The organism is Pseudomonas sp. S3_E10 (genome assembly GCF_054667615.1).
Genome location: NZ_CP162743.1, coordinates 637,904 through 650,814, shown reverse-complemented (window position 1 = coordinate 650,814; position 12,911 = coordinate 637,904). Strand labels below are relative to the sequence as shown.

The window sequence follows — 12,911 nt, the reverse complement described above, 5'->3', positions numbered from 1 at the left end:
TCAATGGCCTGGCGCCGCTGTAGCGATACCGGCCGCCGCCTAGGCGCGGAACTGGTCCATCAACTGCATTTGATGATTGGCCCGCGCATTGAGCTGGCTGCTGACCTGCGCCGATTCGGCCGCCTGTTCGGTCAGCGTTTCGGTCACCCCGCGAATAGTCGAGACATTGCGATTGACCTCCTCGGCCACCGCACTTTGTTCCTCCGCCGCGCTGGCGATCTGCAGGTTCATATCGCTGATGACCGTCACCGCCTCGCTGATTTTGCCAAGCGCTTGCACGGCCTGGTGAATCTGCCTGGCATTGCTCTGGGCCTGTGCATGGCTTGAATGCATGGTGGCCACCACGCCACGCGTGCCGGTCTGGATGCGTTCGATCACCAGGCGGATTTCCTCCACCGAATCCTGGGTGCGCTTGGCCAGGTTGCGCACTTCATCGGCCACCACCGCAAAACCGCGCCCGCTTTCTCCGGCGCGTGCGGCCTCGATTGCTGCGTTGAGTGCCAGCAGGTTGGTTTGTTCGGCAATGCTGCGGATCACCTCCAGCACCGAGCCGATCTGCTCGCTGTTGACCGCCAGCGCCTCGACTTCGGTCACGGCCTTGCTGACTTCATTGGCCAGGGCGTTGATGTCGTGGGTACTGCGTTCGATCAGGGTAATGCCGTCTTTGGACGCCTGGTCGGCACCCCGGGCCGCCTGGGCGGCGTTCGACGCGCTGCTGGCGACTTCATGCGCCGTGGCGCTCATTTCGTTGGAGGCGGTTGCCAACTGGTCGATCTCGCGAAACTGCACCTGCATGCCTTCACTGGTCTGCCGTGCGATTTCCGAAGACTGGTCGGCGGTGCCGCGTGCATCGGTGATGCTCTGCTTGATCTGCGCAATGGTGGGTTGCAGCTTGTCGAGAAAGCGGTTGAACCACTGCACCAGTTCGCCCAGTTCGTCCTTTTTGCGGTAATTGAGCCGTTGAGTCAGGTCGCCGTCGCCGCTGGCAATCGCCTTGAGCATCTGCGCGACGCTGTTGATCGGGCGCGTCACGCCGGAGGCGGTGAACCCGATCAACAGCAGGCCCAGCAGCCCGGCGCCGATGGCCACCAGCAGCGACTCCAGGGTGTCGCGGGTCTGGGTCTGGTCAAGCAAGGCTTGCAGTTTCACCGAGTCGGCCAGCAAGACCTCCCTGGGCAGGTCAATGACCACGCCCCAGGGCGCCGCCTGCGGGATCGGCGCGACAGGGTAGACCGCGCGAATCGATTGATCCTGGGCCAGCACGACCGGCTTTTTTTGCGCCAGGGCGCTGAGCACCGCCTGGCCTTCCTGCGCCAACGGCGCGCTGATGGGTTTGCCGATCTGGCTGGCGTCGCTGCTGTAGGCGGCAAGCACCCCGCTGTCGGACACAATCAGCATGCGCCCCGAACCGTTGAACAGTGCGCGCTGGGCATCGCTCGCGGCCGCTTGCAGGGCGCCGAGCGCAAGGTCCACGCCGAGCGTGCCGACCACCTTGCCATCCACGATCAAGGGCATGGACAAGGTGGTCATCAGTTGCACCTGCCCGGCCTGTGTGTCGGCGTAGGGCGCCATCAGGCAGGTACGCCCGGTGTCTCGCGGGCAGGTGTACCAACTGTTGTAAGGCGTGCCGCTGATGCTCAGTTCGGTTTTCTGCAAATCGGCTTCGGGTATCAGGATATTCATCGGTTGGCCGGCGCCCCGGTTCCAGGCGCTGGCAAAGCGTCCGTTTTCGTTGGAGGCACGTGCGGCGTCGTTGGCGAATTCGGCGTCCCTGCCGTCCAGCGCATTCGGTTCGTAGACCAGCCAAAGCCCCAGTACCTGCGGGTTGTGGTCGAACGTGGTCTTGAGCGCCTGGTTGAGTTCTTCACGCAAGGTCGTGGCGGCCAACCCGCGCTGGGCGGCCATGTCGCGCAGGTGGCTCGCCTGGTCGGCAAAGGCGCTGATGGTCTGCAGGCTGCTGCCGAACACCCGTTGCAGGTTGCTGGCCTGCTCGGCGGCCTTGGCCTGCAGCAGGTTCTCGCCACTGTCCGTGAGCATCCGGCTGCTTGAGGTGCTGATCAACCGGTTGTTCTGGCTACTCTGGTAGAGGTTCATGCCGACGATCAGGCTGATCACGCCCAGCAGGCACAAGCCCGAGAGCAGCACGATTTTCAAGCGAATGGAGAGGGTGTCGAACATTGGGCTATCTCACGGGTGAACAGCGTATTGAACGATCATCGGTTGGCCTGGGCCACCGATTTCTTATTGGTTTGTCAGTGCATCGGCCGGCGCCGCGTTTTGCGCACAGGCGTTTGCCACGGGCCGACTGGCGGTTGGTGCCACTGGCCGACAGCCGGGCAGAGGGGGCCTGAACCTAGCATGCAGGCCAGCAGCTGCGCGCGACTATCCCAAATCGGCGTGGAGTGTCGCGGCGGGTGACCTGTTTTGGGGCGCTGGCGGCGATGTTACCGATTTGGGATAGCGAGGGTTCCGTAGGCGGGCATAGGATCGAATCCAGCGTGCAACCTCAAGAATAAAAGCGCTACCCGGCACCGATAGAGCCTGAGTCGGCGCCACCCCACAGCGACTGCCTCATACAATAAGGTCAATAACATGAGTGTAACTATGCCGGTCAATGGCTCTACGGAGCTCAAGCGTGGCGCCCTGGGTGTCGGCTTCATCATCTTTTTTGTGATTTCGGCGGCGAGTCCGCTCAGTGTGATTGCCGGCGGATTCCCGATCGGCATCATGCTGGGGAACGGCGCCGGCACCCCGGCGTTGCTGTTGCTGGCCCTGGCGGTGCTGATGGCGTTTTCGGTGGGTTACACCACCATGGCGCGGCACGTCACCAACGCCGGTGGTTTCTACGCCTTCACCTCGCGTGGCCTGGGCGGCCTGGCCGGCGGCTCGGCGGCGGTGCTGGCGATGTTCGCCTACAACATTTTGCAGATCGCCCTGTACGGCATGTTCGGCGGTGTGGTCAGCGGCACCATGGAGAGTGTCTTCGGCCTGGTGTTGCCCTGGTGGTCCTATTCGCTGCTGGCGATGGTCAGCATTGCGATTCTCGGCTATCGCAAGATCGACCTGTCGGCGCGGGTGTTGTCGGTGGTGGTGATCGCTGAATACCTGGCGATCCTCACCCTGGATTTCGCCATTCTCAAGACCGGTGGCGACAGCGGGGTCAACCTTGATTCCTTCAGCAGCCAGCACGTGTTCAGCGGCACGCCGTCAATCGGCCTGCTGTTCTGCTTTGCCGCCTTCATCGGCTTTGAGGCCACCACCATTTATGGTGAAGAGGCGAAAGACCCGCAGCGCACGATTCCAATCGCAACCTACAGCTCGGTGCTGCTGATCGGCGGGTTTTATGCGCTGTCGGTGTGGGCGATGGTGGTGGGCGTGGGCGCGGACAAGATCGTGCCGATGCTGCAAGCCCTGCAGGACCCGACCACGTTTATCTACGGCATGTCCGACCACTTTGTCGGGCCGCACCTGACCCAGGTTATCCGCGTGCTGTTCATGGTCAGCATCTACGCCGGGCTGCTCGCGTTTCATAACGCCGCGGCGCGTTACTTCTACGCCATCGGGCGTGACGGCTTGCTGCACAGCCTGCTGGGCACCACCCACCGTGTGCACCAGAGCCCACACATGGGCTCGGCGTTGCAAAGCCTGATCGCCGCGGTGGTCGTGCTGATTTTCGCGGCGATGGACGCCGACCCGATCCTGCAACTGTTCGCCTGGTTCTCCAACCTGGCCACCCTGTGCGTGATCCTGCTGATGGCGATGACCTCGGTCGCGGTGTGCGTGTACTTCCATCGGCATCCCGAGCTCAAAGTCGGGATCTGGCGTGGACGCATCCTGCCGATTTTCTCCTGCCTGGCCTTGCTGATGGTGCTGGTGTTGGCGGTGGTGCATTTCGATGTGCTGACCGGTGCCAGCCAACTGTTGTCCTACAGCCTGTGTGCGGTCATTCCGGCGGCCTTGTTGGCCGGCATCTACCTGGCCGCGCGCCTGCGCAAGGTTGCGCCGCAGCGGTTCCTGGCCCTGGGTAGCCACAAGCTCTAAAGCACGTTCCGACACACCCACTGCGACTTATTTTGCGTCGCACGCCAAAGCTCGTCTGCGTTAAAGGAAGCGTCCACATGCAGCACTACACAATGCTTATCAACGGGGTTCAGGTTGCCGGTGAAAACGGGCAGTTTGATGTGATCAATCCAGCCACCGGCACAGCCTTCGCGCAGTGCCCGGCCGGTTCGCTGGCGCAACTGGACGCGGCGGTAGACGCCGCCCAGGCCGCGTTCAAAACCTGGCGCCTGAGTACCCATGCGCTGCGTTGCGAGCGCCTCATGGCGATTGCCGATGATATTGAGCAAAATGCCGACGCATTGGCCCGGCTGATCGTGCTTGAGCAAGGTAAACCGCTGGAGCTGGCATTTTCCGAAGTCATGGGGGGCGCCGCCTGGACCCGCTACGCCGCCGGGCAACAGATCGACGTCGAGCTGGTGGAAGAAACCCCGACCCAGCGCGTCGAGCTGCACCGCAAGCCCCTGGGGGTGGTGGCCTCCATCACACCGTGGAACTGGCCGTTCATGATCGCCGTGTGGCACATCATGCCGGCGCTGAGGGCCGGTAACTGCGTGATCAGCAAACCGTCGAGCCTGACGCCGCTGAGTACCCTGCGCCTGGTCGACATCATTGCGCGGCATGTGCCCAAGGGGGTGATCAACTGCGTGACTGGCGAGCAGGGGTTCGGCAGTGCGATAACGTCGCACCCGGGTATCCAGAAAATCGTCTTCACCGGTTCTACCGCCACCGGCCAGAGCGTCATGCGCGGCGCCGCCAGTAACCTCAAGCGCCTCACCCTGGAACTGGGCGGCAACGACGCCGCCATCGTCCTGCCCGGCACGCCGGTTGAGGTGGCCGAGGAGATATTCCAGGCGGCGTTTCTCAACATGGGCCAGACCTGCGCGGCGCTCAAGCGTTTGTATATCCACGAATCCCAGTACCAGGCATTTGCCGATGCATTAACGCTGATCGCGGGGCGCCAGGTGGTGGGCGATGGCTTGGAGCCCGGCGTCAACTTCGGCCCGGTGCAGAACCTGGATCAACTCAAGCTGGTCGAGGCATTGGTCGACGATGCGCGGGCCCAAGGCGCGCGCGTGTTGTGCGGCGGCGCGCGCCTGGATCACCCAGGCTTCTTTTACCCGCCCACGCTGGTCGCCGATGTGACCGACGGCCAGCGCCTGGTCGATGAAGAGCAGTTCGGGCCGGTCTTGCCGCTGATCGCCTACCGCGACGTCGAAGACGTACTGAGCCGCGCCAACGCCGGCGACATGGGCTTGGGCGGCTCGGTATGGGGCCCGGATGTGGCGCAGGCCCAGGCGCTGGCCAGCCGTTTGGAAAGCGGTGTGGCGTGGGTCAACTGCCACGCGCGCATCCAGCCCAATACCCCGTTCGGCGGCAGCAAAATGTCTGGTTTCGGCGTCGAGTTCGGCCTGGAAGGGTTGCTCGAATTCACCGGTCAACAGCTGCTGTTCGTCAATAAGCGCGCGGCCGAGTAAGCCTTGCCCACCTGGCGCAGCAAAGCTGCGCCGCTCTCATGCCAATAGCTAAGACAGCCTTTAAAGGCGCACCCTGAGGAGCTTCGATCATGCGGTATCCATCCACTTCAATGCTGGGCGGCACATTGGCTTGCGCCTTGTCGCTCGGTGCCATCAGCCAGGTCCAGGCCTACGAGCTGTACAGCGATGAAAGCCGTCATCTCAACGCCGACATGACCGCCGTATTCGGCATGTTCAACAGCCGCAAAAACTACGACGGCACGGCGGGCGGTTCTACCTGGCGCGAAGGCTTCATCAAGTATGGCGTGAGCGGCGACCAGTCCCTGGCCGGTAACGGTACTGCCTATGGCGCCTTTGCGTTGGTCAGTTCCGCCACCTGGGGCGATGGCGACCCGGCCGGCAATACCCTCGGCAGCGAACGCACCACCAAGATCGAAGACGCCTACCTGGGGTGGCGCTCCGGCGATCTGTTTCCGGCCCTGGGCCAGGACGGCGTGGATATTTCCGGTGGGCGCCAGGTGGTCAAGCTCGGCAGTGGCTTTTTGATCAACGATGACGGCCCGAACCTGGGCAAGGGCCCGGCCGATGGCGCGATGAACCGTGGCGGTGCGTATTACCTGGCCGCGCGGCATGCCTTCGATCAAACCGCGTTCCTGCGCCTGGGCGGCAAAGACGGCCTGCACGGCAGCCTGCTGTGGCTTAAATCCGACAACCGCGCCCAGGCTGAAAGCGAAGTGGCCGCCGGCACGCTGGATTACACCACCAAGCCCGGCACCCTGGGGTTGACCTGGGTGCATGGCATCGATGTGAACGAGCGCTGGGCCAGCGATTTTCAGCGCCAGCGCAAGGGCATGAACGTCTACAGTGTGCGCGGTGAAGGCGACGCCGGCCTGCCGAACGTGAACCTGGCGTTCGAATATGCCTGGCAGGACAAGGACAGCGGGCCCGAAAAAGCCTGGTACGGCGAAGCCGGCTACACCTTCGCCGATGTCGCCTGGACGCCGAAGGTCACCTATCGCTATGCCCGTTATTCACAAAAGTGGGATTCGCTGTTCACCGGCCTGAGCACCGGCTACGGCACCTGGTTGCAGGGTGAAGTGGCCGGCAACTATGCCGGGCCGTTCAACAGCAACACGCGCATCCAGCATGTGAGCCTCAAGGCCATGCCGCTGGAAAACCTGACGCTGGGCGCGCTGTACTTCGACTTCGACACGGTGCGCAAAAGCAATGCGCTGAACCTCAATGCGCAGGAGCTGGACCTGTATGCCGAGTGGGCGGTCAACCCGCACTTGATCATCACGCCGCTGATCGGCCTCTACAAACCCAAGGAAGACGCCACCAGCGGCGGCAACCAGGCCGTCGGCAACGGCACCAACCTGTACAGCCAACTGACCGTCGCCGTACCGTTCTGACCCGCCATCACCGTCGCGTTTCAGGGCGCGGCGGTGCGGGGGTGATTGCGCATGTTCTCGGCGATGCGCCGCGTGGTGTCCATCACCATTTCGATCACGGTTTCCTGACGCAGCAACTTGAAGCTCTGGGTGCTGCCGACGGCGGACAGGCTGCCGATCACCTCGTCGATATCCGGCTGGATGATCGGCGCGGCGATGCCGGTCAGGCCCAGGTTGAGTTCGTCGTGGGTCAGGCAATAGCCGTCCTTGCGGATCTTTTTCGTGGCCTTGGCGAAGCTTGCCCAGTCGTAGGGGCTGTCCGGGTCGCCGGCCATGTGTTCGTCGAACAGGCGTTGCAGGCGTCGGCCCTTCTGAAAGGCGATCAATACCTTGGATTGCGCCCCGCGAAAAAACGGCAACGGGTGCCCGCGCCCGAAGGAGAAGTGGTAGGTATCGGTGGGTTCGGCGATGTAGGTATTGATGATGCGCCCGTCATAAAAAACGCTGGCGAACACCGCCAGGCCAGTCTGCGCCGACAGCTCGTGCATCAGCTCGCGCCCCGCCAGCAGGATAGGGTCGTACTGGCGCATCATCCAGTCCAGTTCGATCACACGCGGCCCCAGGCCATAGCTGCCGGCATCCACACGGGTCAGCAGGCCGGCGTCGCACAGATCCTTGACGTAGCGATACGCCGTGGCGCGCGACAGGCCCATGCGTTCGGCGATGGTGTCCGGGTCGATCCTCAACGTCGCTGGACCGAACAGGTCCAGGACACTCAGCAATTTGCTCAGGCTGCTCATTTCGTTCCTAGAAAGGGGGGTGGCACGCGGCTAAGCACTATAGGCGAAAACAGCGCAGATCCAAGCCCGCGTCCACAGACGGCCTGCGGGGTTGCGCCACATTACATCAGCTCGCGATAAATGCAATTTCGACAGGCATTAAATATTCATAAATCTCAAAATAAGAGACAAACTAATAAAAAATGCTTGTTTGGTGTGTTTTTGTATGTGATAAATCTCACCACATAAAACGCTCAAGCGAGAGGGCAGAGCATGAATGGCGCGCAACTGATAGTGAATGCGGCGGCGGCAAGCGGTATCGAGTACTGCTTCGCCAACCCGGGAACCACCGAGATTCCACTGGTGGCGGCCATGGCCAGCGCGCCGGCCCTTAAACCGGTGTTGTCGTTGTTCGAAGGGGTGTGCACCGGCGCCGCGGACGGCTATGGCCGTATCGCCGGCAAACCGGCGATGACCCTCACGCACTTGGGCCCGGGCTTTGCCAATGGCATCGCCAACCTGCACAACGCACGGCGCGCCAACACGCCCATCGTCAATGTGATCGGTGATCACGCCTCGTGGCACGTCAATTACGATCCGCCCCTGGCCAGCGATATCCAGGCCCTGGCCGGCAGCGTGTCCAGTTGGGTGCGCACCTCGCGCACCGCCTCGGGAGTCGGCGAAGACCTGCAAGAAGCCATGCGTGCCGCTTGGCAAGCCAAGGGCCAGATTGCCAGCTTGATTTTGCCGATGGACCTGCAAGCCAACGCCGTGACCCACACCGGCCGGTTCAGCCCACTGCGGGCGCCGGTGCGGCGCTTTGCCGGCGACCGCATTGAAGCCGTGGCCCAGGCGGTGCGCGATGGCCAGCGCCTGGTGTTCATCGTCGGTGACCATGGCTTGTCGGTGGCCGGGCTGGAAGCGGCGGGGCGCCTGGCGCAACTGCCCGGCGTGCGGCTGTTCGCCGAAACGTTCCCGCGCCTGAGCTACCGCGGCGGCGGTTTGCCCGACCTGGATCGCCTGCCGTATTTCCCGGAAGTGGCCATCGAAATCCTTGAGCAATACGACAAAGTGGTGTGTGCCGGTGTACCCGAGCCCATCAGTTACTTCGGTTATGAAGGTATCCCGTCGCGGCTGGCCGAGCGTGAGCGCCTGTTGTCGCTGGCCGAGGTCGGCGACGACGTGGCCGGGGCGCTGACCGCGCTGGCCGATGCGCTGGATGCCCCGGCCTATGTGCCCACGCCGCAGGACATCCAGCTGCCGCCGGACGAAGCGGCGTTGAGCGCGCAGTCGGTCGGCCAGCTTTTGGCCGCCGCGCTGCCGGACGACTGCATTGTCTCGGTGGAGGGCGGCACCTGCGGCTATCCGTTTTTTACCGCCTCGGCGCGCGCCAAACGGCATCGGGTCATGACCAACACCGGCGGCGCAATCGGCCAGGGCATTCCGGTGGGCTTCGGCGCCGCGCTGGCCGAGCGTGGCAATCGGGTGTTCTGCCTGCAATCGGACGGCAGCGCGCAGTACACGATCCAAACCCTGTGGAGCATCGCCCGCGAGCAATTGCCGGTGGTGATCCTGATCGCCGCCAACCACCGCTACGCGATCCTGCAAAACGAATTGCGCCGTTTCGGCATGACCGAACTCGACCCCCAGGCCCTCAAGCTGACCGTGCTCGACCGTCCGCGCATCGATTGGAAAGCCCTGGCCAAAGGCTACGGCGTGCCGTCCTGCACCGTACACACCAACGCCGAACTGCAACGCGCACTGGCCAACGCCGCCGCCGATGCGGGGCCTTGCCTGATCGAAATGGCACTGTGAAGGAGTCGATGATGAAGCAGCTTGATGTGTTACCCCAAGTGCGCGCGTTCCTGGCGCAACCCGGTCGCCTGTTCATCGGCGGAACCTGGCAGGACGCCGCCGGCGGTCGTCGATTTGCCGTGGAAAACCCGGCTACCCAGGAGACCCTGACGGAGGTTGCGCAGAGCGACGAGCGCGACGTGGATGCCGCCGTCGCGGCCGCCCGCGCCGCCTTTACCGGCACCTGGGCCATGCAGTCGCCGGCCCAGCGCGGTCTGTTGCTGTTTCGCCTGGCGGACCTTATCGACCAGCACCGCGAGGAGCTGGCCCAACTGATCACCCTGGAGAACGGCAAGACCATCGCCACCGCTCGCGGTGAAGCGGCCAGCGCCGCCACCATCATTCGTTACTTCGCCGGCTGGCCGACCAAGATCGAAGGCGGCACCTTGCCGGTTTCGCCGGCCAGCGGCGCGCCGATGCTCAACTACACCCTGCGCGAGCCGGTGGGCGTATGTGCCTTGATCGTGCCGTGGAATTTCCCGCTGAACATGTGCGTGTGGAAGCTCGGCCCGGCGCTGGCGACCGGCTGCGTGGCGGTGCTCAAGCCGGCGGAGCAGACGCCGCTGGTGGCGATCCGGCTGGTGCAGTTGATCGAGGCCGCGGGGTTTCCGGCGGGCGTGGTCAACCTGATCACCGGCCTGGGCGCCGAAACCGGCGCGCCGTTGGCGCAGCATGCGGATGTGGACAAGATCGCCTTCACCGGCTCCACCCAGGTCGGCCGGCTGATCGCCCAGGCGGCCACGCGCAACATGAAAAAGGTCTCGCTGGAGCTGGGGGGCAAGTCGCCCAACATCATCTTGCCCGACGCCGACATCGTGCGTGCCGCCAAGGGCGCCGCCGATGGCATTTTCTACAACCAGGGCCAGGTGTGCACCGCCGCTTCGCGTCTGTATGTACACGCCAGCGTGCTCGACCAGGTGCTTGAAGAGCTGCAACGCCATGCCGCCGCGCATGTGCTCGGCAACGGCCTGGACCCGGCGAGCAGCATGGGCCCGCTGGTATCGGGGCGCCAACTGGAGACGGTCAAGGGCTACCTGCAGCGTGGTCGGGAAGAGGGCGCCGAACTGATCTGCGGCGGCGAGCGTCCGGCGCACCTGGAGCGCGGTCATTTCATTGAGCCCAGCGTCTTTCTCGACCGTGCCGAGCGCGCCTGCGTGGCCCGCGAAGAAATCTTCGGCCCGGTGCTCACCGTGATGAGCTGGACCGAAGTCGACGAACTGGTACTGCGCGCCAACGATTCGCCGTACGGCCTGGCCGCCGGCCTGTGGACCCGCGACCTGCGCTCGGCGCACCGCCTGGCGGCGCAGCTCAAGGCCGGTTCGGTGTGGGTCAACTGTTGGAACGTCGTCGATGCGGCTTCGCCGTTCGGTGGCTACAAGCAATCCGGCTGGGGCCGGGAAATGGGCAAGAACGTGATCGACGCTTATACCGAGACCAAAAGCGTATTCGTCGATCTGGCCTGAACTGAATCATCACTACGAGGTAGTTGCTATGGATCTGGAATTGAAAGGCCGCGTGGCCATCGTCACCGGCGGTGGGATGGGCATCGGCAAGGAAGTCGCACGTTTTCTGTCCGAGGAAGGCTGCAAGGTGGTGATCTGCGCACGGCGCATGGCGTTCCTGACCCAGGCCGCCGAAGAGATCAGCGCACAGACCGGCAATGAAGTGCTGCCGCTGTTCTGCGACACCAATGACATGAAGGCCGTGTCGGACATGGTCGAAGCGGCGCACAAGCACTTCGGGCGCATCGACATTCTGGTCAACGGTGCGGCGGCGCCATCCGGCGTGGTGCGCAATGACATCGAACATGCCGGCGACGACGAACTGCTGTCGGACCTCAATACCAAGGTGATCGGCTATTTCCGTTGCGCCAAGGCCGTGACCCCACACATGAAGGCCGCCGGCTTCGGGCGCATCATCAATATCGGTGGCCTCACCGGGCGCAGCAGCAAAGTGCTGTCGGGCATGCGCAACCTGGCCATCGCGCACATGACCAAGACCCTGTCCGACCAGTTGGGCGCCAGCGGCATTACGGTCAACCTGATCCACCCCGGCGTCGTGGACACCCCGCACATCCGTGAGCTGTACGAGCGCGAAGGGATCAAGCAGGGCAAGACCCCGGAGCAGGTCGAACAGGGCTATATCGATGCCACGCCGATTCGCCGCACCCTGGCGCCGATCGAAATGGGCTGGCTGATCGGCTTCCTCGCATCCCCCAAGGCAGGCGCGGTGACCGGCGAATCCATCGGCATCGACGGCGGCCTGACCCGTGGCATCTTCATCTGAGGAGCAACTGCGATGAGTAACGGAACCCTGTTAGTCGCCACCGTCGGCCAGGCGGTTATCCGCAGCGCCGACGACGGCAAGACCTGGCATCGCCTGGGCCTGGGGCAAGACCTGGAATTCGATGCGATCACCCGTTCGCTGAGCCTGCACCCCGGCACGCCGGAGGTGATCTATGCCGGCACCGATATCGGTTTGTGCGTCAGCCATGACACCGGCGGGCGCTGGCAACAGGTCGACTCGCCGTTCAACGGCCGGACCGTGTGGAAGGTGGCGGTGGACCCGCAGGATGCCCGGCGGATTTTCGTCGGCACCGGGGCGCCCTCGCGCGCGGTGCTGTGGCGCACCCTGGACGGCGGTGCAAGCTGGGACCGCGCGCCGGTGGAAATTCCTGAATTCTGCGATGGCGTCAGCCGTCCGCGTTTGCTGGCCTTCGCCTATGACCCCTGCGACCGCAACCAGCTGTGGTTCGGCCTGGAGGAGGGTGGGCTGTTCCATTCCCGCGACGGTGGCGACAGCTGGACCCGCGTCGATGACCGCCTGCTGTGGGACTTCAACTCGGACGTTCACAACATCGTCGTGCTGCCCAACCATGGCCAGAAAGTCATCGTGGTGGTGTGCGTCAACGCGGTCTATCGCAGCCTCGACGAGGGGCTGACCTGGACCGGCATCATCGGCCGTGAAGCCTTCGGCCTGTATTACCTGCGTGCGATGAACGCACCGCCGGGCTCGCAAGACACCGTGTACCTGAGCATTTCCGACGGCACCCCCGGCACCACCAGCAAGGTGCTGGTGTCGCGTGACGCCGCGCTCAGTTGGCAAGTGCTGCCGCTGCCGCAACAGCCTAACTCGTGTGTGTGGGCGCTGGCGTTCAACCCGGCCAACCCTCGGCAAATCGTCGCCGGTACCAAGTACGGTCACCTGTTCACCTCCGACAATGGCGGTGACGGCTGGCAGAAACACTGGCGCGAGTTCAGTGAAATCGCCGATGTGCTCTGGACGCCCGCGGTGGCGCAGATCAAGGCCGGGCACCAATCCATCGTCAAACAGCATTGAGGTAGCGAGCG

General features: G+C 63.8%; 9 protein-coding genes. 7 read left to right on the top strand and 2 right to left on the bottom strand.

Going from position 1 to position 12,911, the window contains the following annotated elements:
- Positions 1–39: 39 nt before the first annotated feature.
- The gene (locus AB4N98_RS02635) at positions 40–2,178 is read right to left on the bottom strand and encodes a methyl-accepting chemotaxis protein (protein WP_217856325.1); all 2,139 of its coding nucleotides are present in this window, start codon (positions 2,176–2,178) and stop codon (positions 40–42) included.
- 414 nt (positions 2,179–2,592) lie between these two features.
- Here AB4N98_RS02635 and AB4N98_RS02630 point away from each other — a divergent pair, with 414 nt between their 5' ends.
- The 3 genes from AB4N98_RS02630 to AB4N98_RS02620 all read left to right on the top strand — a co-directional run bounded on the left by AB4N98_RS02630 (position 2,593) and on the right by AB4N98_RS02620 (position 6,949).
- On the top strand, positions 2,593–4,041 hold the full coding sequence (locus AB4N98_RS02630) for an APC family permease (RefSeq protein WP_217856327.1): 1,449 nt from the start codon (positions 2,593–2,595) through the stop codon (positions 4,039–4,041).
- Positions 4,042–4,118: 77 nt separating this feature from the next.
- Positions 4,119–5,537, top strand: a complete 1,419-nt coding sequence (locus AB4N98_RS02625; protein WP_065878597.1) for an aldehyde dehydrogenase family protein — start codon at positions 4,119–4,121, stop codon at positions 5,535–5,537.
- A gap of 89 nt (positions 5,538–5,626) precedes the next feature.
- Positions 5,627–6,949 carry an alginate export family protein gene (locus tag AB4N98_RS02620; RefSeq protein ID WP_177412893.1) on the top strand — a complete coding sequence of 441 codons (1,323 nt, stop codon included), beginning with the start codon at positions 5,627–5,629 and terminating at the stop codon, positions 6,947–6,949.
- 20 nt (positions 6,950–6,969) lie between these two features.
- Here AB4N98_RS02620 and AB4N98_RS02615 read toward each other — a convergent pair whose 3' ends face one another.
- Complete coding sequence (locus AB4N98_RS02615) at positions 6,970–7,728, bottom strand: IclR family transcriptional regulator (RefSeq protein ID WP_017526974.1); 759 nt, start codon at positions 7,726–7,728, stop codon at positions 6,970–6,972.
- A 252-nt stretch (positions 7,729–7,980) separates the two neighbouring features.
- On the opposite strand from AB4N98_RS02615, the gene AB4N98_RS02610 reads away from it, so the two are divergent.
- The 4 genes from AB4N98_RS02610 to AB4N98_RS02595 are packed head-to-tail and all read left to right on the top strand — an operon-like array spanning position 7,981 to position 12,900.
- Positions 7,981–9,522 (top strand): acetolactate synthase large subunit, encoded by a 1,542-nt coding sequence (locus tag AB4N98_RS02610; RefSeq protein ID WP_460149209.1) that lies wholly within the window; start codon positions 7,981–7,983, stop codon positions 9,520–9,522.
- Between the two features lie 11 nt (positions 9,523–9,533).
- Complete coding sequence (locus AB4N98_RS02605) at positions 9,534–11,024, top strand: aldehyde dehydrogenase family protein (RefSeq protein ID WP_068936444.1); 1,491 nt, start codon at positions 9,534–9,536, stop codon at positions 11,022–11,024.
- 28 nt (positions 11,025–11,052) lie between these two features.
- Positions 11,053–11,847, top strand: a complete 795-nt coding sequence (locus AB4N98_RS02600) for an SDR family NAD(P)-dependent oxidoreductase (protein ID WP_017526977.1) — start codon at positions 11,053–11,055, stop codon at positions 11,845–11,847.
- A 12-nt stretch (positions 11,848–11,859) separates the two neighbouring features.
- Positions 11,860–12,900, top strand: a complete 1,041-nt coding sequence (locus tag AB4N98_RS02595; protein WP_137220209.1) for a VPS10 domain-containing protein — start codon at positions 11,860–11,862, stop codon at positions 12,898–12,900.
- Positions 12,901–12,911 lie beyond the last annotated feature (11 nt).